The 26293-nt window shown below is 61.5% G+C and carries 24 protein-coding genes; 15 read left to right on the forward strand and 9 right to left on the reverse strand.

Annotation, left to right across the window (positions count from 1 at the left end; genetic code table 11):
- The first annotated feature begins 148 nt into the window (after positions 1–148).
- On the forward strand, positions 149–670 hold the full coding sequence (locus FDG13_RS03540; RefSeq protein WP_180125444.1) for a GNAT family N-acetyltransferase: 522 nt from the start codon (positions 149–151) through the stop codon (positions 668–670).
- On the opposite strand, the gene FDG13_RS03545 is transcribed toward FDG13_RS03540, so the two are convergent.
- Together FDG13_RS03545 and FDG13_RS03550 are read right to left on the reverse strand one after the other, a co-directional pair.
- A complete protein-coding gene (locus FDG13_RS03545) occupies positions 636–1508 on the reverse strand; it encodes a pirin family protein (protein WP_180125445.1) in 873 nt (290 codons plus the stop codon). The two genes, FDG13_RS03540 and FDG13_RS03545, sit on opposite strands and share 35 nt — an antisense overlap.
- Positions 1509–1578: 70 nt before the next feature.
- A complete protein-coding gene (locus tag FDG13_RS03550; protein ID WP_180125446.1) occupies positions 1579–2178 on the reverse strand; it encodes an FMN-dependent NADH-azoreductase in 600 nt (199 codons plus the stop codon).
- A gap of 100 nt (positions 2179–2278) precedes the next feature.
- On the opposite strand from FDG13_RS03550, the gene FDG13_RS03555 reads away from it, so the two are divergent.
- The gene (locus FDG13_RS03555) at positions 2279–3208 is read left to right on the forward strand and encodes a LysR family transcriptional regulator (RefSeq protein WP_180125692.1); all 930 of its coding nucleotides are present in this window, start codon (positions 2279–2281) and stop codon (positions 3206–3208) included.
- Positions 3209–3265: 57 nt separating this feature from the next.
- Complete coding sequence (locus tag FDG13_RS03560) at positions 3266–4222, forward strand: TIGR01212 family radical SAM protein (protein ID WP_180125447.1); 957 nt, start codon at positions 3266–3268, stop codon at positions 4220–4222.
- A gap of 60 nt (positions 4223–4282) precedes the next feature.
- On the opposite strand, the gene FDG13_RS03565 is transcribed toward FDG13_RS03560, so the two are convergent.
- Positions 4283–4939 (reverse strand): YitT family protein, encoded by a 657-nt coding sequence (locus tag FDG13_RS03565; protein WP_078366425.1) that lies wholly within the window; start codon positions 4937–4939, stop codon positions 4283–4285.
- A gap of 114 nt (positions 4940–5053) precedes the next feature.
- On the opposite strand from FDG13_RS03565, the gene FDG13_RS03570 reads away from it, so the two are divergent.
- Together FDG13_RS03570 and FDG13_RS03575 are read left to right on the forward strand one after the other, a co-directional pair.
- Positions 5054–5551, forward strand: coding sequence for an Lrp/AsnC family transcriptional regulator (locus FDG13_RS03570; RefSeq protein ID WP_180125448.1), 498 nt, complete (start codon positions 5054–5056; stop codon positions 5549–5551).
- A 95-nt stretch (positions 5552–5646) separates the two neighbouring features.
- On the forward strand, positions 5647–6147 hold the full coding sequence (locus tag FDG13_RS03575) for a cytochrome c (RefSeq protein ID WP_180125449.1): 501 nt from the start codon (positions 5647–5649) through the stop codon (positions 6145–6147).
- Positions 6148–6155: 8 nt separating this feature from the next.
- Here the strand turns inward: FDG13_RS03575 and FDG13_RS03580 are convergent, their stop codons facing one another.
- The 4 genes from FDG13_RS03580 to FDG13_RS03595 all read right to left on the reverse strand — a co-directional run bounded on the left by FDG13_RS03580 (position 6156) and on the right by FDG13_RS03595 (position 12518).
- Complete coding sequence (locus FDG13_RS03580; protein ID WP_370528154.1) at positions 6156–7247, reverse strand: low specificity L-threonine aldolase; 1092 nt, start codon at positions 7245–7247, stop codon at positions 6156–6158.
- A 110-nt stretch (positions 7248–7357) separates the two neighbouring features.
- Positions 7358–8977 (reverse strand): PAS domain-containing methyl-accepting chemotaxis protein, encoded by a 1620-nt coding sequence (locus FDG13_RS03585; protein WP_180125450.1) that lies wholly within the window; start codon positions 8975–8977, stop codon positions 7358–7360.
- 241 nt (positions 8978–9218) lie between these two features.
- Complete coding sequence (locus FDG13_RS03590) at positions 9219–10772, reverse strand: diguanylate cyclase domain-containing protein (RefSeq protein ID WP_180125451.1); 1554 nt, start codon at positions 10770–10772, stop codon at positions 9219–9221.
- A gap of 216 nt (positions 10773–10988) precedes the next feature.
- Positions 10989–12518 carry a diguanylate cyclase domain-containing protein gene (locus FDG13_RS03595; protein ID WP_180125452.1) on the reverse strand — a complete coding sequence of 510 codons (1530 nt, stop codon included), beginning with the start codon at positions 12516–12518 and terminating at the stop codon, positions 10989–10991.
- A 352-nt stretch (positions 12519–12870) separates the two neighbouring features.
- Here FDG13_RS03595 and FDG13_RS03600 point away from each other — a divergent pair, with 352 nt between their 5' ends.
- On the forward strand, positions 12871–13917 hold the full coding sequence (locus FDG13_RS03600) for an SGNH/GDSL hydrolase family protein (protein ID WP_180125453.1): 1047 nt from the start codon (positions 12871–12873) through the stop codon (positions 13915–13917).
- Between the two features lie 70 nt (positions 13918–13987).
- Here the strand turns inward: FDG13_RS03600 and FDG13_RS03605 are convergent, their stop codons facing one another.
- Entirely contained in the window at positions 13988–14992 is a 1005-nt protein-coding gene (locus FDG13_RS03605) for a response regulator transcription factor (RefSeq protein WP_180125454.1), read from the reverse strand.
- Entirely contained in the window at positions 14976–18617 is a 3642-nt protein-coding gene (locus FDG13_RS03610; RefSeq protein WP_255435082.1) for an ATP-binding protein, read from the reverse strand. The genes FDG13_RS03605 and FDG13_RS03610 overlap by 17 nt, the downstream gene beginning before the upstream one ends.
- Positions 18618–18765: 148 nt before the next feature.
- Between FDG13_RS03610 and FDG13_RS03615 the strand changes: the two genes are divergently transcribed.
- From FDG13_RS03615 to FDG13_RS03655, 9 genes are all read left to right on the forward strand, one after another.
- Complete coding sequence (locus tag FDG13_RS03615; RefSeq protein ID WP_078366433.1) at positions 18766–19068, forward strand: urease subunit gamma; 303 nt, start codon at positions 18766–18768, stop codon at positions 19066–19068.
- A gap of 32 nt (positions 19069–19100) precedes the next feature.
- A complete protein-coding gene (locus FDG13_RS03620; protein ID WP_180125455.1) occupies positions 19101–19694 on the forward strand; it encodes a HupE/UreJ family protein in 594 nt (197 codons plus the stop codon).
- 10 nt (positions 19695–19704) lie between these two features.
- Positions 19705–20010 carry an urease subunit beta gene (locus tag FDG13_RS03625; RefSeq protein ID WP_180125456.1) on the forward strand — a complete coding sequence of 102 codons (306 nt, stop codon included), beginning with the start codon at positions 19705–19707 and terminating at the stop codon, positions 20008–20010.
- Positions 20011–20150: 140 nt separating this feature from the next.
- Complete coding sequence (ureC, locus tag FDG13_RS03630; protein WP_180125457.1) at positions 20151–21914, forward strand: urease subunit alpha; 1764 nt, start codon at positions 20151–20153, stop codon at positions 21912–21914.
- 5 nt (positions 21915–21919) lie between these two features.
- The gene (locus tag FDG13_RS03635) at positions 21920–22399 is read left to right on the forward strand and encodes a GNAT family N-acetyltransferase (RefSeq protein WP_180125458.1); all 480 of its coding nucleotides are present in this window, start codon (positions 21920–21922) and stop codon (positions 22397–22399) included.
- A gap of 60 nt (positions 22400–22459) precedes the next feature.
- Positions 22460–23050, forward strand: a complete 591-nt coding sequence (ureE, locus tag FDG13_RS03640) for an urease accessory protein UreE (protein WP_180125459.1) — start codon at positions 22460–22462, stop codon at positions 23048–23050.
- A gap of 21 nt (positions 23051–23071) precedes the next feature.
- Entirely contained in the window at positions 23072–23749 is a 678-nt protein-coding gene (locus FDG13_RS03645; protein ID WP_180125460.1) for an urease accessory protein UreF, read from the forward strand.
- A gap of 48 nt (positions 23750–23797) precedes the next feature.
- The gene (ureG, locus tag FDG13_RS03650; protein WP_180125461.1) at positions 23798–24460 is read left to right on the forward strand and encodes an urease accessory protein UreG; all 663 of its coding nucleotides are present in this window, start codon (positions 23798–23800) and stop codon (positions 24458–24460) included.
- 115 nt (positions 24461–24575) lie between these two features.
- Positions 24576–26234, forward strand: a complete 1659-nt coding sequence (locus FDG13_RS03655; RefSeq protein ID WP_180125462.1) for a response regulator — start codon at positions 24576–24578, stop codon at positions 26232–26234.
- Positions 26235–26293: the final 59 nt, after the last annotated feature.

The following is a 26293-nucleotide window of genomic DNA, read 5'->3' on the forward strand; positions in this document are numbered from 1 at the left end:
CTCAGACATGCCAGTTGGCTCAGAAGTTTGGCGAAGTCCCTTTGGTTCATGTCGCACCTCCATCACCGCTCTTCTCCCACACTTTGGGTTGCTGTCCAGAACTTCAACAGCTAATTCAGACATAGCCCTAAATGATCCAGAGAATGCCATGAACATCCGTGCCGCCAGCCCCCAAGACGCCAGCACCCTGGCCCAGCTGATCAGCGCCGCCAACCGCGATGTGGCCACACAGTTTGGTTTGACTGTGGAGAACTGCCCCAAACACCCGTCGTTCTGCAGCGCAGACTGGGTGTTGGCCGACATGGCGCGGGGAGCGTGCTACTTTTTGGCAGAGGTTGATTCCGGCCCCATCGGCTGCGTGGCCTTTGAAACCGCAGGCGCGGGGCTGGCCTACCTGAACCGCCTGTCGGTGTTACCCGCCCAGCAGCGCCAAGGTGTGGGGGCGCAGCTGGTGCAACATGTGTTGCAGGTGGCCAGCGCCGCCGCTTGCCAGCGCGTGAGCATCGGGGTGATTGCTCAGCACATCGCGCTGCAACATTGGTATGGCCAGCTTGGTTTTGTGACTGCCGAGACCCAAGACTTTGCCCACTTGCCGTTTTCGGTGACCTACATGCACTGCGGGGTGCCCCCTTACGTTACTCGCCAAAACGCCCGTCGCGCATGTCACTGAGCGCTTGGTAGATCTCTTGCTGGGTGTTCATCACAAACGGGCCGTACTGGGCAATCGGTTCACCGAGTGGCTGCCCGGCGATCAACAACACCTTGGCATCGGCAGACGCTTCGATCACCACACCGTCGGCCTCGGGGCTGTTGGCCAGCAGGGCCATACGTTGCACCGGTACCGTCTGGCCGGCGATGCTCACCTCGCCTCGGTACACGTACACAAAGGCGTTGTGACCTGCGGGCACGGCTTGCTCAAAGCGCGATCCGGCAGGCAGATGGATGTCCAGGTAGAGCGGCGCGGTGGCGTCGCGTGTCACCGCACCGCCCACACCGTGGCTGGCACCGGCAATCACCGTCACGGCCACACCTTGTTCGGTGGTGAGTTTGGGCAGGTCAGCGGCCTTGAAGTCGCGGTACCACGGGGCCATCATCTTGTCGCGTGCGGGCAGGTTCAGCCAGAGCTGGAAACCTTCCATCACGCCATCTTCCTGCTGCGGGATCTCGGAGTGGATCACACCACGGCCGGCGGTCATCCACTGCACACCACCGTTTTCGAGCAGTCCTTCGTGGCCCGCGCTGTCGCGGTGGCGCATGCGCCCGGCAATCATGTAGGTGATGGTCTCAAAACCCCGGTGCGGGTGGTCCGGGAAACCGGCAATGTAGTCGTCGGGCTGGTCACTGCCAAAGGCATCAAGCATCAAAAACGGGTCCAGCCGACGCTGCAGGTTTTGTGTCAGCACCCGTGTGAGTTTGACGCCCGCGCCGTCCGAGGTGGCCTGCCCGGCCACCAGACGCTCCACGGTGCGCGGGTGCGTCACGGTGGTGGTGTGTACTGTGGTGTTCATGGCGTTATCCTTTCATTGATAGCAAGAGGCCCTTGTTTCATATGGGCTAGAACCGGTTTTTGTCACTCACTCAGGCCAGTGCGGCCTGCAGGTCGGCCTCAGCCTGGGCAAAACCCTTTTCGCTGGCCTCGGGCCCCATGGCCAAACCTTCGGCATAAATGAAGTGCACATCGGTCAGGCCCAGAAAACCCAATACCGCCTTCAGGTACGGCACCTGGGAATCGTTGGCCGTGTCACGGTACAGGCCGCCACGGGCCAGCGCCACATAAACCTTTTTGCCTTTGAGCAGGCCTTCAGGGCCATTGGCCGTGTAGCGGAAGGTCACACCCGCGCGGGCAATCGCGTCGATCCAGCTCTTGAACTGCACCGGCACGCCAAAGTTGTACATCGGCACACCGAGCACGATGGTGTCGTGCGCCTGGATTTCGGCAATCAGCGCGTCATCCAGCGCCACACGGGCGGCCTGCTCGGGTGTGCGTTGCTCAGCCGGGGTGAACAAGGCGCCCAGCGCGGCTTCGTCCAACACCGGGTGCGGCGTCACCGCCAGGTCACGCACGGTGAGGGTGGCGCCGGGGTTGGCCACATGCAGGCGGGCCACGATGCTGTTGGCCACACGGGTGGAGTTGGCGCCTTCACGGCGGGCACTGGCATTGATTTGCAGAATGTTCATGAAAGGCTCCTTGGCTGAGGTGGGTTGGGGGCGATGGGTGTACTGTATTTGTTGCCAATCTCACTGGGAAGACCTCAAACTGGATAACATTGTTGTCATGATGGAACAATCCACCCCCCACATCGACCCCAACGACCTGCTGGTGTTTGCCCGCGTGGCCGACTTGGGCAGCTTCAGCAAGGCCGCAGAGCGGCTGGGCTGGCCCAAGTCCACCGTGTCACGGCGCATCTCGGCCCTGGAAACCCAGCTTGGTGAGCGCCTGCTGCTGCGCACCACCCGGCGCCAGACGGTGACCGAGTTTGGCCAGCAGCTGCTGGACCACGCACGCCAGGTGGCGCTTGAGGTGGGCGCGGTGGTGGCACTGCGAGAACAGCGCCAGGCCCTGCCCAGTGGGCGGTTGCGGGTCTCGATGCCGAGTGACTTTGCCAACCTGCTGCTGGCCGACACCCTGGCCGCGTTTGTGGCGATGCACCCGGGCATCTCGCTGGAGCTGGATCTGTCGCCGCGCCGGGTGGACCTGCTTGGTGAGGGTTTTGATGTGGCGGTGCGTATTGGCAATTTGCCCGATGACAACCTGCTGGCCGCACGGCGGCTGGCGGTGTTTTCCAGCGGCCTGTACGCCGCACCCGCTTATCTGGCCGAACATGGTGAACCCCAGACCCCAGCCGAGCTGACCCAGCATGACGCGGTGCGCCTGCTGGGTGGCAATGGCGAGCCCGTCCCCTGGACACTGACCCGTGGTGAGGAGCGCTGGCAAGCGGTGCCGCCCGGGCGCGCCACCGCCAATGCGCCCGAGCTGCTGATCCGCCTGGCGCGGGCCGGCGTCGGCATTGCCGCAGTGCCGGACTATTTTGCGTTGCCCGATGTGCGCCGTGGCGAATTGCGCCGTGTCTTGCCCGACTGGGTGTTGCCCAGCCCGGTGGCCTGGGCGGTGTTTCCGGGGCGCAAACTCATGCCCGCCAAAACCCGGGTCTTCATCGACATGTTGCAGACCGCGCTGGGCGGCAGCCACGGCGCCTTGGCCGAATGAACATTTGCATGAGGCATACTGCGCCCCCGCCGCAACCCGGCCTGGAACACTGACCCGATGACTCAAGACGCCCCTTGCCCGTTTGGTGAACGCCGTTACAACGCCTGGAACGAACACGTCAAAACCCGTTACGGCGGGCGTGTACAAAAGGTGTCGGTGCTGGCCGGGTTCACCTGCCCGAACCGCGACGGCCTGCTGGGCAAAGGCGGCTGCACCTTTTGCAACAACGACGGCTTCACACCGGGGTATCTCGACACCCAGCAGTCCATCACCGAGCAGATCAACGCCGGGCTCAATTTCCTGCGGCGGCGTTACCCGAACACACAGCGCTACATGGCGTATTTCCAGAGCTACAGCAACACCTACGGCGAGTTCGAGCGCCTGCGCGCCTGTTATGACGAGGCACTGGCCCACCCGGAGGTCAGCGGCCTGGCGATTGGCACCCGGCCCGACTGCCTGCCCGATGCCGTGCTGGACTACCTGGCAGAGCTGTCGCGCAGCCACATCATCGAGCTGGAGATGGGCGTCGAGTCCTGCAATGACGCGGTGTTGGCCCGTGTCAACCGCGGCCATGACTTTACCTGCAGTGTGGATGCGATCCAGCGCGCCGCAGCACGCGGGCTGGAAGTCACCGCGCACCTGTTGTTAGGCCTGCCTGGTGAGTCGGTGGACAGCATGCTCGACGGTGCGCGCCTGCTCTCAGCCCTGCCGATCCACGCGCTCAAGTTGCACCAACTGCAGGTGGTGCGCGGCACCCTGCTGGCGCGTGACTGGCGGCGTGACCCAGAGTCGGTGCCGCTGCTGGGGGAAGATGAATGCATCGGCTTGCTGGCCGATTTCATCGAGCGGCTGGCACCGCACATCCTCTTGCAACGTGTGGGCAGCGAGGTGCCACCGTCACAAAAACTCGCGCCCGAGTGGAATGTGCGCCTGTCTGAACTGGCGCCCCGCATCTCTGCCGAACTGGCCCGGCGCGGCAGCTGGCAGGGTTGCCGTTACCAGCCAACTCAGTAAAAACAATAGCTGCAAGCCCTTTAAATAAAAGGGCTAGAGGCAGTATTTATCTACAAACGCTCACAGCGCCACATAGCGCTCTTTGCGGTGGTTGGTGGCCAGGGTCTGGTTCAGCATGAAAGCGCCCAGCACCGACAGCGCCACATGTTGCCAGTCCACCACCGCAAACGAGCACAACAAAATCACCCCGTCCATGGCCATCTGCACCCGACCGGCGCGCCAGCCAAAGTGGTCCTGCAAATAGAGCGCCAGCAGGTTGAACCCGCCCAGGCTGGCGCGGTGGCGAAACAGGATCAGGATGCTCACCCCCATCAGCAGCCCACCCATGACCGCGGTAAACACCGGTGACAACGTGTCAAAACTGACCACCCGGGGCAGCAGCGTCACGATCACCGACAGCAGGCCCACCGACAAGGCGGTCTTGAGGGTAAAAGCCCGGCCCATGCGCTGCCAGGCCAGCACGTAAAACGGCACGTTCACCACAAACATCACCAGCCCGAAGCTCCAGCCGGTGGCGTAGTGGATCAAAAACGCCACCCCGGCCGTGCCGCCAGTGAGCAGGCCGGTGTGGCTGAACATCAGCACCGCAAACGACATGAACAGCGTGGCGGTCAAGAGCGCCTGCACATCTTCACGGGTGCTGTGGCGCAGCGCTTCCAAGGCCTCGGGGCTCAGGGTCGCGGGGGGGACAGCAGGTGTGGGGGCGGACGGTGGCATGGTCGTTGGCGCGAAAGCGCCTGGCAATAGGCAAGGCAGGCATGGTAGGCGCATAACGCCGCAACAGGTTTGCATATTGATGCACTCAATCACACCCAAGTGCATAATTTGTGCATGAAAAATCAAATCAATGACGATTCACTGCTCGACAAATACGATGTGGCCTTGTTGAGTGCCTTGCAGCAAGACGCCAGCGCCACCCACCAGCAGCTCGGTGAGCTGGTGCATTTGTCACCGTCACAGGTGAGTCGCCGCATCACCCGGCTGCAGGCCAGCGGCATCATCCGGCGCACCGTGGCGCTGCTGGACCCGGCACGTATCGGCCTGGGCGTGCGCGCCATCAGTTATGTGACGCTGGCGCGCCACGGTGAAGACGAGGGCGCCGCCTTTGAACAGGAAATTGCGGCCTTCCCCGAGGTGCTGGAGTGTTTTGCGGTGACCGGTGAGTCGGACTACATCCTGCAAATCGTGGCGGCCAGCTTGAGTGAGCTGTCCGAATCGGTGTTACGACGCCTGACCCGCATCAAGGTGGTCAACAACATCCGCTCCAACATCGTGCTGCAAAGCATCAAAAGCAGCACCGAGCTGCCGTTGGGCCAGGTGGGGCGCTGAGCGCAAGCGGTCTTCCGCATCGGGCTTGCAAGTGCAGCAGGGCCAACCTACACTGGTTTGCAGTGACACGGTACGGTCAACTCTGGGAGACCATCATGACCCAATCCATCGCCTGTTCCGGCTCAAGCCTGTTGTCTGCAGCTGCTATCACCTCAGCCCTGATACTGACAGGCTGCGCCGTAGAAATCGACAACCAACAGCCCGCGCAAGAACTTGCTCAAGAAACCCGGGCCCCCGGCTCGGTCTACACCGGCTGGCGGGTGTTTCAGGACCGCTGTGCCCAGTGCCACGGCCCCGACGCGCTGGGCACCGCTGTGGCGCCTGATCTGCTGCCCCGGGTGTACGACATGGGCCAACGCCGTTTTGTTGGCCTGGTGTTACAACGTTATGACTGGAACCTGCCACCCGGCCAGGCCCGCCAGGAAGGCGCCGCACTGGACCAACTGGTGGACCAGATCATCCAGCGCCGTGGCCCGGTGGTGGACATGCCCGCGTGGCAGAGCGAGCCACGCGTGACTGCGCACATCACCGACCTGTTTGCCTACCTGAGCGCCCGCGCCAACGGCACACAAGGCCAGGGGCGTCCGCAGCCCTAGGCGGCAGCTTAACCAGCCATCACCGAGCGCATGTCGACCAGCAGGGCCTCCACCGATTCGGGGGCGGTGTCCCAGGCACACATGAAACGGCAACCGCCACCGGCGATGAACTGGTAGAACTTCCAGCCTTTGGCCTGCAGGGCATCCACTGCCTCTGGCGGCAACTGTGCAAAAACGCCGTTGGCTTGCGGCGGATGCAAGGTGGTGACACCGGCAATCGACAACATGCCGGTGTAGAGTTTCTGTGCCATCGCATTGGCGTGGCGGGCATTGTGCAACCACACATCGTTTTCCAGCAGACCCACCCAGGGCGCCGAGATAAAACGCATTTTGGAGGCGAGTTGCCCAGCCTGTTTCACGCGCCAGGCAAAGTCTTCAGAGAGTTTGCGGTCAAAAAACACCACCGCCTCACCCACCGGCAAGCCGTTTTTGGTGCCACCAAAACACAACACGTCAACCCCGGCGCGCCAGGTGATGTCGGCCGGTGAACAGCCCAAATGGGCCACCGCGTTGGCAAAACGGGCGCCGTCCATGTGCACCCGCAAGTTGTGTTTCTGCGCCATCCAGGCAATGGCGCGCACCTCGTCCAAGCTGTAGACCGTGCCCATTTCAGTCGCCTGGGTGATCGACACCACCTGCGGGCGCGGGTAATGGATGTCGCTGCGTTTGGTCACCAGGGTGTGGATCGCCTCTGGTGTGAGTTTGCCGAGCTGCGCCGCGGGCGACTGGTTCTCACCCACCAGCAATTTGGAGCCATTGGAGAAAAACTCGGGGCCACCACACTCGTCGGTTTCGATGTGCGCCACCGGGCTGCAGATGACCGAGTGGTAACTCTGGCACAAGGACGCCAGCGCCAATGAGTTGGCAGCGGTGCCGTTGAAGACGTAGTACACGTCGCATTCGATGTCAAACAGCTGGCGCAGCATGTCGGTGGAGCGCTGGGTCCAGCGGTCATCACCATAAGCGGGTTCGTGGCCGCTGGCATTGGCTTCACCGAGCCAGTGCATTGCCTGAGGGCAGGCGCCTGCGTAGTTGTCACTGGCAAATTGTTGTCGGGCCACACGCTGGGTCGCGGCGGCATGGGTGTTCGGGACTGTCACAAAAACATGGCCTTTCTGCCGGCAGCGTCGCCCAGAACCTGTTTGACCGCCACCCTGGCGAAGGCAGACGATAGCAGAACCGCATAGCGCCTTGGCGCAGGGCGGCGCGCTCAGTTGAGCATCATTTGTTTGCCCTCGCGCCGCAGCGATACCGCATCCGCTTGCTCCAAGGTGGCCTCCCCTGCGCGCAAGCGGAACAAACGCAGGGAACTGCGCACAGACTGCACCTGCTGCGACAGAGAGCTGGCGGTGGCCGCCAGTTCCTCGACCATGGCGGCATTTTGCTGGGTGATGGTGTCCATCTGCACAATGGCTTCGTTGATCTGGGAGATTCCCAAGGTCTGCGCCTCCGAGGCGCGGGTGATTTCACCGAGCACCGTGTTGACCTTGTCCACCGACTCCTGGGCGCTGAGCATTCTGGTGAGGGCCAGTTGGGTTTGTTCACTGCCCACACTCACACGCGCGGTGGATTGGGTGATGAGCTGCTTGATGTCTTTGGCGGCCGCCGTGGTGCGCTGGGCCAGCGCCCGAACCTCCGAGGCCACCACCGCAAAGCCGCGCCCCTGGTCACCCGCACGGGCCGCCTCCACCGCCGCATTGAGGGCCAGGATGTTGGTCTGGAAAGCAACCCCCTCAATCAGCTGCATGATGTCGGTGATGCGCCGGGAGGACTCGGAGATGTCCTGCATGGACTGGGCGACAGAGCTCACAGCCTGGTTGCTGCGTGATGTGACAGCACTGGTCTCCTGCGCGATGTCTGCACCCTGTCTGGCTGAAGCGGCACTGAGCTGAGCGGTGCTGTTGATCTCCTCCATGGAAGCGGCCGTCTCTTGCAGGCTGGCGGCCTGCGATTCGGTGCGGGCAGAGAGGTCATGGTTGCCCGCAGCAATTTCCTGCACCGAGGTGCTGAGGCGGTCTATCTCATCACGCACATCCGTGACGACGGTGCGCAGGTTCACCGACATTTGCATCAAGGCCTGCTGCAAATGGCGAAAAACGCCGCTGCCACGCACAGCCACCTTGTGGGTGAGGTCACCCGCGGCCAACTGGTTGGCATCGGCCAACACATCGGCCAGCGGGCGGATGGTCATGTGCCAGTTGGCCCACACCGACAAGGCCGCAGCCAGGCAGCCCAGGGGCAGCAACCCCATCCAGCTCAGCCCCATGGATGCAGCAAACACCAGCAAGCCCATCAGGGCCACTTGCATCAGCGCGAGCCTGGCCACCAGGCTGGGGTTCATCAGGCGCAACAAGCGCCCGGCCAAGTCGGTCCGTATCACCTGACCCCGATGCAGCCGCAGGGTCTGGCTGCCCGACTTGGCTTGTGCCTGCATGCGGGTGTACAGCTGTTCTGCGGTCTTGACAGACTCGGGCGAGGGCAAGGTCCGCACCGACAGGTAGCCGGTGATCTGCTCACCATCCATCATCGGGGTGGCATTGGCACGCACCCAGTAGTAGTCGCCATTTTTGCGGCGGTTCTTGACCAGACCGCTCCAGGGTTGTTTGGCCTGGATGGTCTCCCACATGTCGCGAAAAGCTTCCGCCGGCATGTCAGGGTGGCGCACCAGATTGTGGGGCTGGCCCAGCAGCTCTGCGGTGGAGTAGCCACTCACCTCAACAAACGCGGTGTTGCAATACACGATGCGCCCCTTGAGGTCGGTGACAGATACCAGGGTTTGGTGGGGTGGAAAAGTAAATTCCTGCTGGGACACAGGCAAATTGCTGCGCATGAACTGGCTCCTCATTCGGAAAAATTTGGAAGACCAACGCGAAATCTATTTGTTATGACTGAATCTGCTTTCGCCCCAGACAGCAGCTTGTCAAGGTTATGCTGCCGTGTCTGTAACTCCCCGTTACAAGTGGGCTGCCACGCAGACTACTTCAAAGTGCTGCTCAGGTACAGCTGTGATTACCCTCTAGTGCTCAAAAAAACCACCACCTCACACAAACAAGGTGTTGGCCCGCGCGGGCTCAGGCCTGATGCACGCGGTTTCGGCCCTGGGTTTTGGCCTGGTAGAGCGCTGCATCGGCGCGACGGTAAAGCGAGGTGGTGGTGTCTGTGGCACTGACAGCGGCCACGCCCAGGCTCATGGTCATCACCCCCAAGGGGAGGTTGGCCCGGTGCGCGATGCCCATGCCTTGAAAATGGGCACGGATCTGCTCGGCGACCGCGACCGCCTGCTCGGCGCTCACCCCCAGTAACAACACACCAAACTCCTCACCCCCCAGGCGCGCAGGCAGGTCCAGCTCACGGCGCAAACAGCTGCGCAAACACTGGGCCACTTTCTGCAGGGCGTCGTCACCCGCCGGATGGCCATAACTGTCGTTGTATTTCTTGAAGTAGTCCACGTCCATGAGGATCAGCGCCGCGGGCAACTGTTGCCGGGCGTACTGCGCCAGCATGTGCTCCAGCCGTTCGTTAAAAGCGCGCCGATTGGGCAAACCGGTCAGGGCATCGGTTTGCGACAGGTTTTTAAGCTCCTGCACCTGATGACGCACCACGGTCACCAGTTCTCGGGCGTAACGCGCCAAGGCGGCCATTTCGTCGTGGCCACTGACGGTGACCTCCCCGGTCCAGCGCTTGGAGTCCACAATCAGCGCCAACTCCTCCCGCAAACGGTTGAGCCGTCGCACCACCACCCGATCCAGCAGCAGCACCAGCAGCACCCCACAGGTCAGAATCAGGGCAATCACCACGGCCTGGGTGGTGTCATAACTGCTGCTGGCCAGCTGGGCGTGTCGGCGTGGCCAACTCATGCGCACCTGGGCGATGTCGTTGCCAAACAGGCTGGTGATGGGGTAACGCAATTCAATGTCGTGCTCATGCGCCATCACCTGCACCAGCTCTTGGCGAAACACGTTGTCCACCACCAGCGGGGATTTCACAATGAGCGGCGCATTGGGCACATCCACAATGCTGAAACGAATGCCGGTGAGTTCAGACACCTGCTGGACCATCTCGTCGCTGAGCCATTGCCCGATCACCACCAAACCACGCGGGCTCCCTTTGCCTTCGCTGTCTACCACCGGGCTGAAACACACCAGGGCCACCCGCGCTCTGGCCTTGATGGCACCGCAACCACGGCCTGTGGGCGACAAGTTCGCATACCCAGGGTAGGCATAACCACGCTGCTGGGTTTCATCGGTCACCGGTGTTTCGCCCTGCGCGCCCGGCACCTCACTCATGTCAAGCACCTTGCCCTGCAGGTCCAGCAGCAGCAAAAAGTCCACGTCGGCCACCGCCAGGGCGTCCACACTCAGCTCATTCTGGCGGAATTGCGTCGTGCGATGCAGCAGATGCTGGTACAGCGCGGTCCAGTTGGCCCAGGACTTCAAGGTGCCGTTGACCTCCAGCGTGCGTGCCTGCAGGGTACTCATCAGGCGGTGCAGGTCGGCACGCGCCTCCACCTCTTCCTGCTGCGCCGCTTTCTCGTGGCTGCCCCAGCGCAGCACGATCAGGGTCAGCAAGGCCAACACCGACAGGATGCTGACCAGGTAAAGCGAAATTCTCCGTCTCAAACCCAATTGAATGGCTCCTGTTTGGTGTCTTATGTGTCAATCTGGACACAAACCGACAATTGTCCACTATGCTGCACAAATGGATACAACATCTTTAAACAGCAACCAAAAAATAGAGCTATCAACCCTTTTCACAAAAGGGCTAGAGGCCAAAAAACCTTACAAAAACCGTCACCCACGCGTACAGTCGTTTGAAGCTGCGCGCCAGCTCAGCCGCTGTGTTCAGGCCAAAGTCACCTGATTGCGGCCTTGGTGTTTGGCTTGGTAAAGCGCGGCATCGGCGCGGTGGTAGAGCGTTGTTGCGGTGTCGGCGTCCGTCACCACGGCCACGCCCAGGCTCATGGTCATCACCTTGAGTGGCGGATTGGCCTCATGCGCCAGGGCCATGTTTTGCAAAGCCAGGCGGATGTGTTCAGCTGCCGCACAGGCCTGCTCGGCCGTCACCCCTTGCAACAACACCCCAAACTCCTCACCTCCCAGCCGCGCAGGCAGGTCCAGCTCACGCCGCAAGGCGCTGCGCAGGCACTGGGCAATGGCCTTGAGCGCCTCGTCACCCGCCGGATGGCCATAACGGTCGTTGTATTTTTTGAAGTAGTCCACATCCATCAGGATCAGGGCGGCAGACAGCTGTTGCCGGGCATACTGGGCCAGGATGTGCTCCAGGCGATCATTAAAAGCCCGCCGGTTGGCCAGCCCGGTGAGGGTATCCGTCAACGACAGATTTTTGAGCTCCTGCACCTGATGGTGCACCACGGCCACCACTTCCTGGGTGTAACGCGCCAGTTCTGCCAATTCGTCCCCGCCCCTGACCGACACCTCACCGGCCCAGCGTTTGGAATCCACAATACCCGCCAGCTCCTCCTGCAACAGCTTGAGCCGCCGCACCACCACCAGATCCAGCAGCAGCGCCAGCACCACACCACAGACCACCATCAACCCGATCACCACCGTCTGTGTGGCGTGCAAGCCGATGTCGGCCATTTGCTCATGCAAGCGCGGCCATTCCATGCGGATTTCGGCAATCGGTTGGCCAAAGATGTTGGTGATCGGGTAACGCAACTCAAGAACCCGCTCGTGCTCCACCAGCGTCACCGCCTCCTTCTTGAACACCGGCTCCCCCTGGTACTGGGACGGTGCAGTCAGGGCCGGGTCTGGCAGATCAACCACGCTGAAACGGGCACCCGAGAGCCGCGAAATCTGCTGGGTCAAGGCATCATCAACCCACTGCCCCATCACCGCAAAACCACTCGAACTGCCCTCACCCCCATTTTTGAACACCGGGCTGACACAGACCTGTGCCACCTGCTTGCCGACCCTGATGACACCACAGCCACGGGAATGGGCTGAGGACTTCGCCAAGGCCGGATACGCCTGAGACTGGGTCCGGAAAGTGCCGGTTGCCGGGGTGTCACCCTGGCGACCGGGCACCTCAATCATGTCGATCAACTGGCTGTCCAGGTCCAATAACACCAAGAAATCGACTTGGACCGCCCTCAGCACCTTCAAGTCCAGCTCTTTCTGGCGAAATGCCGGTTGGCGATCGAGCAGGTAATCATGCAGGCCGGTCCAGTTGGCCCAAGGCTGCAATGTGCCGTTGAGCCTGAGGGTGCTGGCGTGGAAAAGGCTCAGCAGCCGTTTCAACTCCCCATGCGCCTCCGCCACTTCCAGCTGGACAGCCCGCTGGTGGCTGTGCCAACGCAAAGCACTCAGCGTCAGCACCGCCAGCACAGCCAAGACGCTGATCAAGTACACAGAAATGCGCCTTCTCAGTCCCATCTGACGTCCTCCTGTGTTCTGTGTTGATCCATGGGTCGTTTTTGGCAACGTGTGGCTTGGGCCATCACCTGAAGTGATGGGTCTGCACCCTGGTGGCGCCACGGCAGCCACCCGACGGGTTGACATCCGCTACTGTAAATAGAGCAATCAGCCCTTTTTTGACAAGGGCTGGCATACAAAAATATCGGGCATTGTCGAGCAAGCCTGTATTCCCCTACCTAAGGCTTGTCTGGATTGACACAGGGCACGCCTTGTTTGAACAATCGCAGCCCGGTCGGAGATTGTCGGCCGATGCCATTCAGGTTCTGCGTCCATCACAGGAGACACCATGACACCTTCCCTACGCAGGCTGCTGTTCACCGCCGCCCTCATGCTGACAGCGCCCCTGTCGGCCCACGCCGGTTTGCAGGCCCTGAACCAACTGTTTGTGTTTGGTGACTCACTCTCTGATGGCGGCAACTACGCTGGCTCCGGTTTACCAGGCTCCTACCCGCCACCGCCCTATTCCGCCACCCGTTATTCCAACGGGCCAACGGCGGTGGAATACCTGTGGCAGGCGTATCACCCGGGCGACACCAGCTTCAAACCGTCCAGCTTGGGCGGCAGCAATTACGCTCTGGGTGGCGCCACCAGCGGCAGCACCAATTTCAACGCGTTCAATCCCAGCACTCCACCCGCTCTCCAAGGCTGGTTTGGTTCGCAAGGTGGCGTGACCAACCAGGTCGACAGCTTTGCCAACAGCTGCACCAATTGTTTTGTGCCCGATGAATCGCTGTTTGTGGTCTGGGCCTTTCCCAACGACGTGTTTTTGGATGCATCGAATCCCCAGTTGATTTCCATAGGCGTCAACAACATCACCAACGCCATCGCCAAGCTGTTCGCTGAAGGAGCCACCCACTTCCTGGTTCCCAACATGCCCGATCTGGGCAACACACCGGGGTTTCTGGGCAATACCAACCTGACGGCACTCACTGTTGCCTTCAATTTGGCACTGGCCGACGCATTGACTTTGCTTGACCAAAGTTTGAACCAGGTGGAGATCACCCAGTTTGACACCTTTGGCACCCTCAGTGACGTGGTTGCCAACCCTGCCAAATACGGCATGAGCAATGTCACCCAGCAGTGTGTGCAACATCTTCAGGACGGCACCTGCAACCCCGACAGCTGGCTGTTCTGGGACGGTGTGCACCCCACCACCGTCGGGCATGCCATCCTGGGCGCCCAGTTTGCCGCGGCTATTGATGTGCCAGAGCCAGCCAGCCTGTGGCTGATGGCACTGGCTTTGCTGCTGCTGGGGCTGAGCTGGCGGTCGCAGCAGCGCCGCGTTGGCGCCCAACCAGCCTGGCTGCCAAAGGCCCTATCCGCTGTGGCCTGACTATCAAAAGGTATAGCTATCAGCCCTTGATATATAAGGGCTAAATGCCAAAAGGCTTAAAAACACTGCACTAACCCTCAAACTGCGGATGCAGCTGTTTGATGCGGCTCATGGCCAAACCGGCGGCGGCGGTGCGGGTTTCGACCCCGAGTTTGGCAAACACCCGCTCCAGGTGTTTTTTGACCGTCATCGGGCTGCTGCCAACAATGTCGCCAATGTCGCGGTTGATCTTGCCTTTGACCACCCAGTACAGCACCTCGGCCTCGCGCGGGGTGAGTTTGAAGCTCAGCGCCATGGCCTCAATCACACTCAACTCGCTGACCTCTTGCATGATGATCAGCCAGTCGCCACCACCCTCACTGTCCCCAATCTGCTGGTGCAGCCGGAAGGTCAGGCGGTTAGCGCCATGCTCGACACTCAGGCGCGGCGGCTCGGTCAAAGGCTCTTTGGCTTGCACATGGCGGCGTAACCAGACCAGCACCGGCTCCGGGGTGATGGGGGCGTCGGTGCCGTAATAACGCGCCAGCAGCTCCCGCGCCAGCGGGGTCTGCCACATCAGTTTGCCGTCACTCACTCGCACCGTGATGCTGGCGTAACCAAAAGCGTCGAGTGCGCTGCGGGCCTGGCGCCGCTCACGCGCGCCCTGCAAATGCACCGCCATACGCGCCAGCACCTCCTTGGGCTTGATCGGTTTGGTGACGTAATCCACGCCGCCGGATTCGAGCGCGGCCACCAGGTGTTCGGTCTCGGTCAGGCCGGTCATAAAAACAATCGGGATGTGGCTGGTCTGCGGCAGGCTCTTGAGGCGGCGTGCCACCTCAAAACCATCCATGCCGGGCATCATCGCATCGAGCAGGATGATGTCGGGCAGCACCTGGGCGGCGCGTTGTAACGCGGCCTCGCCGTTGATCGCCACCAGCACGGTATAGCCGGACTCGTCCAGTGCGTCATGCAACACCGCCAGGTTGTCGGGCACGTCGTCAACAATCAGCACCACATCGCTGTTGGCACGGTCCAGCGTGCGGTCCAGCATCGGGCGCGGCAAGGCGCTTTGTAAATTAGTTTTCGTTGGCATAACTGCTCAATTGCGTCAGCATGGCTTCGAACTGGAACTGCTTGGCCAACTCACGCATGCCCGCCACAAAGTGCGCGCAGTGCGGGTGGCTGAGTTCGAGGTTGTCGAGCTGGTTCAGGATGCCGCGGTAATAACCCAGCACCACCAGCTCACGCAGCGCGTCGACTTGTGGTTTGGGTGGCACCACCAGCTCGGTAGTCTGGCGGGGGGTGTCTTCTGCGGCGGGGGCGGCGGTTTCCAGCCAGCTGAGTTTCAGGCGGCGCTCCAGCCAGTCCAACAAGTCAATGTGGCGTACCGGCTTGAGGATGAAATCCTCACTCGGCACGCCCAGGTCGTTGTCCAGCCCACGGTCAAACGCGTTCGCAGAAACAATAGCAATGAATGGGGCAGGATTTGGGCTTTCCGCCAATAACGCCCGCAAGCGGCGGATGGTTTCCCAGCCGTCAATGCCGGGCATGGCCAGGTCCATCAGGATCACCTCGGGCGCGTAACCGGCGGCCAGCAGGTCTAGGCAGTCGTGGCCATTGGCGGCGGTGCGCACATCGAAACCCAGCGGCTGCAACAGCTTGACCAGCACCTCGCGGTCGGCCTCCTCGTTGTCTACCACCAGAATGCGCCGCCGTGGCCCGATGTAACCGCGACGCGGGCGGCGCACAAACAGCCGGTTCTGGTGTTTGGAAGCAGGGGAATACACCGAGTTGTCGAGTGCGCTGCTGACCTCGGGCAAAAACAGCTTGGCCTTGAAGGTGGAGCCGATGCCGGGGGTGCTGGTCACCGTCATCTGGCCACCCATCAGGTCTGTCAACATGCGGGCAATGGTCAGACCCAGACCGGCGCCAGGTGCGGCATTACCCGCACCTTGGGCACGTGTGAAGGGCTCGAAGATGCGTGTTAACTCGGACTCGGACAGCCCCGGGCCGGAGTCCTCCACCTCGATCACCGCCATCTCACGCGCGTAACTCACTCGCAGCGTGACCTGCCCTTGGGTTGTGAACTTGATGGCATTGCCCACCAGATTGATCAGGATCTGGCGCACCCGTTTTTCATCAGCACGCACCACGGTCGGCAGGTTGCCATCCACCTCACAGAGGAAGGTCAGGCCCTTGGCTTGTGCCTCCAACTCAAACAGGCTGGCAATATCGCTCACAAAATCGGCAAAGAGCAGAGGTTTGACCAAGAGGGTGAGGCGCCCGGCCTCAATGTGAGCCATGTCCAGCGTGCCTTCGATCAGTGAGAGCAAATGTTCACCCCCGCGTTTGATGACGCTGACCGCTTGTTTGCGGTGCGCCGGGATGCCCGCGTCTTCCCCCATGAGTTGGGCATACCCCAGGATGCTGTTGAGCGGTGTACGCAGTTCGTGGCTGATGGCGCTGATATAGCGACTCTTGGCCTGGTTGGCCTGGTCTGCCGCCGCGCGCGCCTCATCAGCCACCTGTTTGGCGCGTTGCAGGGCTTCGTCGGTCTGGCGGTGCAAATCGATTTCGCGCAGTAACAAATGGGTTTGCCGGTTGGACTCTTCCTGCGCCACCAGGCGGCTTTTGTGCGCCAGCACCACCCACCAGGCCACCAGACCACCAATCAGGATCAGCGCCATATAGGCTTTCAAGAAACCCGCGCGCAACACATCCATGGCTGATTGCAGCGCCTGCGGACTGCTCAGAGTCTGGGCCAAGGTTCGGGTTTCCTGGTGATAGAGCAGCCCGAACACGCTGGCCAGCAGCGGCGCAATCACCAGCATCAGCATCAAGAATGTGCCCAGACCTTTGTCCAAATGCGCCCAGGCGGGTTGAGGCAACAACCAGCGCAGGGCAGCCTGCCACTGGCTCGCCAGGCTGGCGTGGGGTTTGCACAGGTCACCACAACGCGCGTCGAGCGTGCAGCACAGCGAACAGATCGGCCCTTGGTAGGCTGGGCAAAACGCCATGTCTGGCCCCTCGTACTCGCGCTCACAAATCACACAGGTGCTGACCCGCAAGCGTTGGTAACTGCCGCTGTCTGTTTTGGCCGTGTCTCCCTCTGGGAAAAGGCTGGAATGAGGGCTGGGCCGCGCCAGGTAGTACTTGCCACCCGTTGCCCAGGCAATCAAAGGGGATGCGACGAGCGCCGTGCCCAGCGCGATCAGCGCTGAAAACGCCTGCGCCAACGGCCCCAGAAAACCCAGGTGCGCGGTGATCGACAGGGTCGACGCCAGCACCATCGCGCCCACCCCCACCGGGTTGATGTCGTACAGGTGCGCGCGTTTAAATTCGATGCCCGGTGGCGACAGGCCCAACGGCTTGTTGATGACCAGGTCCGCCACCACCACCATCATCCAGGCAATCGCGATGTTGGAGTACAGCCCCAGCACCTCGCCCAATGCGGCAAACACATTCATCTCCATCAGCATGAAGGCGATCAAGGTGTTGAACACCACCCACACCACCCGCCCCGGGTGGCTGTGCGTCAGACGCGAGAAAAAGTTGCTCCAGGCCAGCGACCCGGCATAAGCGTTGGTGACATTGATCTTGAGCTGCGACAGCACCACGAACAAGGCAGTTGCCGCCACCGCCCAGCCGTAGTGCGGAAAGACGTATTCGTAGGCCGCCAGGTACATCTGGTTCGGGTCGACCGCACGGTCGGTGGGTACCGCATTCTGAATGGCCAGATAGGCCAGCAGCGCGCCGCCCAGCATCTTGAGCACACCCAAAACCACCCAGCCCGGCCCACCGGCCAGCACCCCTAGCCACCAGCGCCGTGTGTTGGCCTTGGTTTTGACCGGCATAAAACGCAGGTAGTCGGCCTGCTCACCCATCTGGGTCATCAGCGCCACCCCCACCGTCAGCGCAGCACCAAAAAGCGGCAGGCTAAAGCCCTCAGACAGTCCTTTGTCACCAATGTAGTGCGTGACACCGGCAAACGCGTTCGGGTCGCGCATCAGCACATACACAAACGGCACCACCAGCATCACCAGCCACAGCGGCTGCGTCCAAACCTGCAGGCGGCTGATGGTGGACACCCCGTGGGTCACCAGCGGAATCACCGCCAGCGCACACACCAGGTAACCCCAACGCGGTGGAATGCCCAGCGCCAGCTCCAGCGCATAGGCCATCACCGCGGCCTCCAGGGCAAAAAAGATGAAGGTGAAGGTGGCGTAAATCAGCGAGGTGATGGTCGAGCCGATGTAGCCAAAACCCGCGCCACGGGTCAGCAAATCCATGTCCACCCCGTACCGGGCGGCGTAATAACTGATCGGCAGGCCGGCCAGAAAGATGATCAGCCCGGTGGCCAGAATGGCCCAGAAGGCGTTGACAAAACCGTACTGAACCAGCAGCGTGGCGCCCACCGCCTCCAGTATCAAAAACGCAGCGGCACCACCAAGCGCAGTCTGGGCGACCTGCCATTCCGACCACTTACGAAAACGCTGCGGGGTGAAACGCAGCGCGTAGTCTTCCAGGGTTTCACGCGCGACCCAGCCGTTGTAGTCCCGACGCACCAAAGTGATGCGCTGGGGCGCCTTGGGTTCGGAATGGGGCACGGCAACAGAAGGGGGAAATACATCGTTTGTCACAGGCCAGAACGTGCAGTTTTCGTGCCACCTGCCATACCAGCCCAGCGTACGGCACAGCTTTTGCATAATGCCTCGCATGGAACTCACACCACGTGTTAGGACCGCATTTGCGGTCGCGCGAGCTAATTCTTCAAAGCATTGAGTGAAACGAAATGGAATTAACTCCTCGTGTTCGGCACGCGTCAGCGGCCGCACGAGCTAATGACCCCAGCAATGAGTAAACGAAATGGAATTGACCCCTCGTGAAAAAGACAAACTTCTGCTGTTCACCGCTGCTCTGCTGGCCGAACGGCGCAAGGCCCGTGGCCTCAAGCTGAACTACCCTGAGGCGGTGGCCCTGATCAGCGCCGCTGTCATGGAGGGCGCACGCGATGGCAAAACCGTGGCCCAGCTCATGAGTGAAGGCCGCACGGTGCTGACGCGCGCCGATGTGATGGACGGCATCGCCGAGATGATCCCGGACATCCAGGTCGAGGCCACCTTTCCTGACGGCACCAAGCTGGTCACCGTACACCAGCCAATCGTCTGAACACCCCTTTTTGGTTTACTGGAGCAATTCTGATGCGTCAATCCACCAAGTCCGCTCTGCTTTTTGCAGCTGCTTGCGCCCTGTCTACAGGGGCCAGCGCCCATACCGGTCATGGCACACAAAGCCTGATGGAAGGCCTGATTCACCCGTTTGGCGCTGACCATCTGCTGGCCATGATGGCAGTGGGTGTCTGGTCGGTCAGTGCGCTGCCGACCAACAAAGCTTGGCAAGGCCCAGCCACTTTTTTGCTGGCGCTGGTGCTCAGTGCAGTGCTAGGGGCCAGCGGGTTCACCGTGCCTTATCTGGAACACGCGATTGCGCTGTCCGTCACGCTGTTTGGCGCCATGTTGGTGCTGGCCAGCACACCCATGCCCAAGGCTTTGGGCTTGGGACTGATTGCCGCAGTCGCCTCGTTGCATGGCTTGGCACATGGCGCCGAAGCACCGGCCAGCGGATTTGCGGGTTACGCCGCTGGTTTCTTGCTGACCACGGCCATGTTGCACCTAGGTGGTGTGAGCATCGGCCTGAGCATTCGCCGCTGGCTGAACAATCGCAGCGCGACCGTGCTCGGCAGCTTGGGCGGATTACTCAGCGTCGCCGGTCTGGTTTTGTTCAGTCAAGTCTGAGGACGCAAACATGATTCCCGGCGAACTTTTCACCGACGAGGGTGAACACAGCCTCAACACCGGCAGGCGCACTTTGACCCTGGTGGTGACCAACGCCTCTGAGCGGCCGATTCAGGTTGGCTCGCACTACCACTTTGCCGAGACCAACGGCGCGCTCAGCTTTGACCGCGCGGCCGCCCAGGGCATGCGGCTCAACATCGCATCAGGACTGGCAGTGCGCTTTGAGCCCGGCCAGCAGCGCACGGTGGAGCTGGTGGATTTTGCGGGGGAGCGCATCGTTTACGGCTTTCGCGGGTTGACGCAGGGGGCGTTGTGATGCAGTGAGGTCAAGGAGGAGGCCGCAGGCCGGCGGACACGAACGGAATCACGCTCCCCCAAGCATCGCGGCCACCCACCAACTGCAGGCAAACATCAGCACACCAATCCATCTTCATACGCATTTTTGAAAGAGTAACTATGGCCACGATTGGACGACGCGCCTATGCCGAGATTTTTGGTCCGACCACCGGGGATCGGGTTCGCCTGGCTGACACCGGCCTGATCATCGAGGTCGAGCAGGACTACACCCTGGCCGCAGGAAGCTACGGTGAAGAGGTGAAATTTGGCGGTGGCAAAACCATCCGCGACGGCATGGCGCAATCGCAAAAGATGCGGTCTGAGGGCGCGGTGGACACCGTGATGACCAATGCGCTGATCCTGGACCACTGGGGTATTGTCAAAGCCGACATTGGCCTCAAAGGTGGGCGCATCGTCGCCATCGGCAAGGCGGGCAACCCCGACGTGCAGCCCGGCGTGGACATCATCATCGGCCCGGGCACCGAGGTCATCAGCTGCGAGGGCAACATCGTCACTGCGGGTGGCATCGACAGCCACATCCACTTCATCTGCCCGCAGCAGATCGAAGAGGCGTTGGCCAGCGGTGTCACCACCATGATGGGTGGCGGCACGGGACCTGCCACCGGCACCTTTGCCACCACCTGCACGCCGGGGCCATGGAACATCGAGCGCATGCTGCAGGCGGCCGACGCCTTCCCGATGAACCTGGGTTTCCTGGGCAAGGGCAACGCCAGCCTGCCCGCCGCGCTGCACGAGCAGATCAACGCCGGTGTGATTGGCCTCAAATTGCACGAAGACTGGGGCACCACACCCGCGGCCATCAGCAACTGCTTGGACGTGGCCGACGCCACCGACACCCAGGTGGCGATCCACTCCGATACCCTCAACGAATCGGGCTTTGTCGAGAACACCATCGCCGCCACCAAAGGCCGTGGCCTGTGCGCCTTCCACACCGAAGGTGCCGGTGGTGGCCATGCGCCCGACATCCTGCGCGTGGTGGGTGAGGCCAACTTTTTGCCCAGCTCGACCAACCCGACCATGCCCTACACCGTCAACACGCTCGATGAGCATGTGGACATGCTGATGGTCTGTCACCATCTGGACGCCGGGATTGCCGAAGACCTGGCCTTTGCCGAGAGCCGCATCCGCAAGGAAACCATCGCCGCCGAAGACGTGTTGCATGACCTGGGCGCGATTTCCATGATGAGCAGCGACAGCCAGGCCATGGGCCGTGTCGGTGAGGTCATCATCCGCACCTGGCAAACCGCCAGCAAGATGAAACAGCAGCGTGGCTGGCTGGCACCCCCGCTGGTGCTGGGCGCGATCCAGTCCGAGGCCGCGCTGGTGGAACACAACCAGCGCAACGACAACTTCCGCGCCAAACGCTACATTGCCAAAACCACCATCAACCCGGCGATTGCCCACGGCATCAGCCACGAGGTGGGCAGCATCGAGGTCGGCAAATGGGCTGATCTGGTGGTCTGGAAACCGGCATTTTTTGGTGTCAAACCGGCGCTGATCCTCAAAGGCGGTTTCATCGCGATGGCCGCCATGGGTGACCCCAACGCCAGCATCCCGACACCGCAGCCGGTGCATTACCGCCCGATGTTTGGGGCGTTTGGCGGCGCGCTGGCGCGTGGCTCCCTCACCTTTGTCTCGCAGGCGGGTTTGAATGCCGGTATTAAGGAACGTTTTGGCCTGCAAAAAACCTTGAGTGCGGTGAAAAACATCCGCGGTGTGCGCAAACAGCACATGGTGCACAACCATTACCTGCCCACCATGGAGATCGACGCCCAGACCTACAGCGTGCGTGCTGACGGCCAACTGCTGACCTGCGAACCTGCGGTGAGCCTGCCTATGGCACAACGATACTTCCTGTTTTGAGCCGCATGGACATTCGTATCGACGATTTGCAGGGCGAAGCCATCCAGGCCCTGCTGCAAGAGCATCTGGACGACATGCACTCAAGCTCCCCGCCCGAGAGTGTGCACGCGCTTGACCTGAACGCCCTGCGCCACCCCGACATCACCTTCTGGACCGCCTGGGACGGTGATGAACTGATGGGCTGCGGCGCCCTCAAGCAACTGAGCCCGGACCATGCCGAACTCAAATCCATGCGCACCGCCCGCAGCCATCTGCGCAAGGGCGTGGCGCGCGCCATGTTGCGGCACATCCTCGCTGCAGCACAGGCCAAGGGTTTCCAGCGCATCAGCCTGGAAACCGGCACCCCGGCGCCCTTTGTGGCGGCCCAGAAGCTCTATGCCAGCGAAGGTTTTGTGGAATGTGGGCCATTTGCCGACTATGTGCTGGACCCGTACAGTCTGTTCATGACCAAGGCATTAACAGCCGACGAACCCGCGCTGTGCTGATGGCTCCCACGCCGATCCAGCGGTACGATTCGCCTCTTCTCCCCCTTTTGCGTCCTCACCATGCTTCACGTCTCCAAACTCATTCCCCAAGGCGCCGGTCTGGCAGCAGCGTTGCTCAAACGTGCCAGTACCGTCGAGCTGGACTGGGATGTCCGTCAGAAAAGCCGTTTTGACGCGACCGACTCCACTGGCCGCCAACTTGGTATCTTTTTGCCACGCGGCACGGTCGCGCGCGGTGGTGACGTGCTGGTGGCGCATGACGGTTCGTTGATCAAGGTCTGGGCGGCGGCACAAACTGTGCTGAAGATCACCACTTGCCCCGACCACGGCACGCCGTTCGATCTGATCCGCGCCGCCTACCACCTGGGCAACCGGCATGTGCCGATTGAGCTCAAGCCCGATCACCTCAAGATCGAGCCCGACCATGTGTTGACCAACATGTTGCGCGCCATGCACCTGATCGTGACCGAAGTGACCGAGCCGTTTGAGCCCGAAAACGGCGCCTACGCCACCGGCGGCCATTTTGGTGGCCACCACCACGGGCATGAACACGACCACGATCACAGCCATGACCATGTGCACACACCACCGGCCAGCCCCGAGGCGCCCAAGCCCCACGTGCACGGCCCCGGTTGCGGCCACCACCACTGAGCGCCAGCGAGCACATCACGCATGCACGACAGCAGCCTGATGCAGCTGATGTGGCTGGCCTCACCGGCCTTGCCTATTGGCGGATTCTCGTATTCAGAATGCCTGGAAGCCGCCGTGGATGCTGGGCTGGTCACTAGCGAAACAGAAGCATCGGACTGGCTGGTGGAGCAGCTCCACACCAGCCTGGCGCGTGCCGACCTGGCGGTGATCGCCCACGCCATTCCCGCTTGGCAACAACAAGACCACACCCGCATCGCGCAGCTCAATGCCTGGGTCTTGCAAACCCGCGAAAGCAGCGAATTACGCGCACAAAGTGAGCAAATGGGCCGCAGCCTGCTGGAGTGGTTACGCAACCACACCACCGCGCAAGCCGAGCAGATCGCCCTGCTCGCGAACCTGCAACCGACCTACCCGCTGGCCTTTGCGCTGGCCGCAAGTGCCACCGGCGCACCGCTGCGCGACTGTCTGCTGGCCAACAGCTTTGGCTGGGCCGAGAACATGATGCAGGCCGCGATCAAGGCGGTGCCGCTGGGTCAGAGTTCTGGCCAGCGCATCCTCTCGGCCCTGGCAGCGAACATCCCTGCGGCGGTGGATCTGGCGCTGGCTCTGGATGATGAGAACCGCCAGGCTTTTTCCCCCATGCTGGCGATCCTGAGCGCCCAGCACGAGTCGCAATATTCAAGGATTTTCCGCTCCTAGCCCTTATTCAATAAGGGCTGATAGCTCTACTATAAATAGCAAATAGCCATGACTACACCCCTGCACCACGTCCCCAACCGCACCAAAAAATTACCGCCTTTGCGCGTCGGCATCGGCGGGCCGGTCGGCTCCGGCAAAACCACGCTGCTCGAGATGCTGTGCAAAGCCATGCGCGAGAAGTACGACCTGGTGGCCATCACCAACGACATCTACACCAAGGAAGACCAACGCCTGCTGACCGTGAGCGGCGCCCTGCCTGCCGAGCGCATTTTGGGTGTCGAGACCGGCGGCTGCCCGCACACCGCCATCCGTGAAGACTGCTCGATCAACCTGGAGGCCATCGACCGCATGCTGGTGGACTTCCCCAATGCAGACATCGTGTTTGTCGAGAGCGGTGGCGACAACCTGGCCGCCACTTTCAGCCCCGAGTTGTCGGACCTGACGATCTACGTGATCGACGTCGCCGCCGGTGAAAAAATCCCTCGCAAAGGTGGCCCCGGCATCACCAAAAGTGATCTGTTTGTCATCAACAAGACCGACCTGGCGCCGCACGTGGGTGCCAACCTGGAGGTGATGGCAGCAGACACCACCCGCATGCGCAGCACGCCCAAGGGGCTCAAACCTTTTGTGATGACCAACCTCAAAACCCTGGCCGGGCTCGATGAGGTGGTGCGGTTTATCGAGGTGCGCGGCCTGCTCGTCACCAGCTGAGACCGCGCCAGCGCTGACCTACGGCTGGCCGGGTGCTATGATTTTGAAAAAGCACCACAAGGAGGCAGCAAGGTGAGCATCCAACACGGGACTTGTCCCCCATCAGGACCCCTCGGTGATCCTGCCTGAGGACGACCTGTCCACCAGCACCGCGCTGGTGATCGACGCCAACCCCACCTCACGCTCGATGCTGGTGTCACAGCTGCGTGACTTTGGCATGGGCCGCGTGGTGCAGGTCGCCCGCCTGCAAGACGCCCGGCGTCAGCTCGAATTTCGCAACTTTGACGTGGTCTTGTGCGAATTACATTTTGAGAACGAGACCATGACCGGGCAAGACCTGCTCGACGATTTGCGGCGCAACCAGCTGCTGCCGTTTGCAACGGTGTTCATCATGGTCACCGGTGAAGCCACCTACGCCAAGGTCGCTGAGGCGGCTGAGTCAGCACTGGATGGCTACCTGCTCAAACCGCACAAGGCCAACCAGCTCGCCGAACGACTGCACCAGGCGCGTTTTCGCAAAACATCGCTGCAGGACATCTTCAGCGCCATTGAGGCAGAGGACTTCGAAACCGCAGCCAGCTTGTGCCAACAGCGATTTGAGAGCAAAGGCTTGTTCTGGTTATACGCGGCACGTGTCGGCGCCGAGCTGATGCTGCGCCTGGGCAAATACGCGCAGGCACAAAAACTCTACCAGGCGGTGGTGGCCGCCAAGACATTGCCTTGGGCCAGACTCGGCGTGGCGCGTGCGCTCATGGACGAAGGCCAGGTGACCCGCGCCACCAGCGTGCTGGACAACCTGATCAGCGAAGAACCCAACTACACCGACGCTTACGATGTGATGGGGCGTGCCCAGTTCGAGCAAGGCAAATTTGACGCGGCGCTGAGCACCTACAAACTGGCCAGCGACATGACACCGGCCTCCATCACCCGGCTGCAAAACCTGGGCTTGATGAGTTACTACTGTGGCGACCGCCAAGGCGCCGAAGCCATGCTGGACCGCACCACCCGCATCGGTTTGTACTCCAAGATGTTTGACTGCCAGACCCTGGTGCTGCTGGCGCTGGTGCGTTTTGAGTCGGGTAACCGCAAAGGCCTGCAACGCTGCCGTGATGACTTTGCCCGCCTCATCAAGCGCCGCCCTGGCAACGCGCGCCAGGAGCGACTGAGCGGCATTGTGGAGGCGCTGCATCTGATTGATCAGGGGCAATTTGTACAGGCTGTGACGTCGATCCGCAGCCAATGCCAACGCATCAAGTCACCTGATTTCGATTTTGAGTCGGCCGCCAACCTGCTGGCCTTGCTGGCCCAGTTGGCCAACAAAACGATCCAGCTCGACGAGGTGGAACAGGTGGTGGACACGGTGGGCAAACGTTTTGCTGGCACGCGCGCCCTGGCCGAGCTGTTGGCGGGTTCGGCGGCAATTTACCCGCCCTATGCGGAACTGGTGCGCACAGCCCACACCAGCATCCTCAAACTGACCGAAACCGCAATGACCATGAGCATGCGTGGTGACCCGCAGGCGGCGGTGATTGAACTGATCCGCCATGGCCAGGAAACACTCAGTGGCAAACTGATTGAAACCGCTTATCTGGTGATGCACCGGTATGCCGACAAGATCAAGAATGCCGCCGAACTGAGCCACATGGTGCAACAGTTGCGCACACACTACAACACCAAGATCACGCGCGCAGCATTGGGTGAACCCAAACGCCAGGCCGGCGGGCTGACCTTGCGCGCTGCTGAAAAAAGCTCGACACCGGCCACAACAGCTTAAAACAGCCAGCACCCCGACCCGGGGGAAAACACTAGCAGGACCGTGCCCAGCCCTGCCAA

It is taken from the genome of Rhodoferax sp. BLA1, from assembly GCF_013416775.1.
Lineage (GTDB): Bacteria > Pseudomonadota > Gammaproteobacteria > Burkholderiales > Burkholderiaceae_C > Rhodoferax.

Coding starts and splice junctions, on each gene's coding strand:
- FDG13_RS03540 (WP_180125444.1), top strand. CDS start 149: ATGAACATCCGTGCCGCCAGCCCCCAAGACGCCAGCACCCTGGCCCAG.
- FDG13_RS03545 (WP_180125445.1), bottom strand. CDS start 1,508: ATGAACACCACAGTACACACCACCACCGTGACGCACCCGCGCACCGTG.
- FDG13_RS03550 (WP_180125446.1), bottom strand. CDS start 2,178: ATGAACATTCTGCAAATCAATGCCAGTGCCCGCCGTGAAGGCGCCAAC.
- FDG13_RS03555 (WP_180125692.1), top strand. CDS start 2,279: ATGGAACAATCCACCCCCCACATCGACCCCAACGACCTGCTGGTGTTT.
- FDG13_RS03560 (WP_180125447.1), top strand. CDS start 3,266: ATGACTCAAGACGCCCCTTGCCCGTTTGGTGAACGCCGTTACAACGCC.
- FDG13_RS03565 (WP_078366425.1), bottom strand. CDS start 4,939: ATGCCACCGTCCGCCCCCACACCTGCTGTCCCCCCCGCGACCCTGAGC.
- FDG13_RS03570 (WP_180125448.1), top strand. CDS start 5,054: ATGAAAAATCAAATCAATGACGATTCACTGCTCGACAAATACGATGTG.
- FDG13_RS03575 (WP_180125449.1), top strand. CDS start 5,647: ATGACCCAATCCATCGCCTGTTCCGGCTCAAGCCTGTTGTCTGCAGCT.
- FDG13_RS03585 (WP_180125450.1), bottom strand. CDS start 8,977: ATGCGCAGCAATTTGCCTGTGTCCCAGCAGGAATTTACTTTTCCACCC.
- FDG13_RS03600 (WP_180125453.1), top strand. CDS start 12,871: ATGACACCTTCCCTACGCAGGCTGCTGTTCACCGCCGCCCTCATGCTG.
- FDG13_RS03605 (WP_180125454.1), bottom strand. CDS start 14,992: ATGCCAACGAAAACTAATTTACAAAGCGCCTTGCCGCGCCCGATGCTG.
- FDG13_RS03610 (WP_255435082.1), bottom strand. CDS start 18,617: ATGCGAGGCATTATGCAAAAGCTGTGCCGTACGCTGGGCTGGTATGGC.
- FDG13_RS03615 (WP_078366433.1), top strand. CDS start 18,766: ATGGAATTGACCCCTCGTGAAAAAGACAAACTTCTGCTGTTCACCGCT.
- FDG13_RS03620 (WP_180125455.1), top strand. CDS start 19,101: ATGCGTCAATCCACCAAGTCCGCTCTGCTTTTTGCAGCTGCTTGCGCC.
- FDG13_RS03625 (WP_180125456.1), top strand. CDS start 19,705: ATGATTCCCGGCGAACTTTTCACCGACGAGGGTGAACACAGCCTCAAC.
- ureC (WP_180125457.1), top strand. CDS start 20,151: ATGGCCACGATTGGACGACGCGCCTATGCCGAGATTTTTGGTCCGACC.
- FDG13_RS03635 (WP_180125458.1), top strand. CDS start 21,920: ATGGACATTCGTATCGACGATTTGCAGGGCGAAGCCATCCAGGCCCTG.
- ureE (WP_180125459.1), top strand. CDS start 22,460: ATGCTTCACGTCTCCAAACTCATTCCCCAAGGCGCCGGTCTGGCAGCA.
- FDG13_RS03645 (WP_180125460.1), top strand. CDS start 23,072: ATGCACGACAGCAGCCTGATGCAGCTGATGTGGCTGGCCTCACCGGCC.
- ureG (WP_180125461.1), top strand. CDS start 23,798: ATGACTACACCCCTGCACCACGTCCCCAACCGCACCAAAAAATTACCG.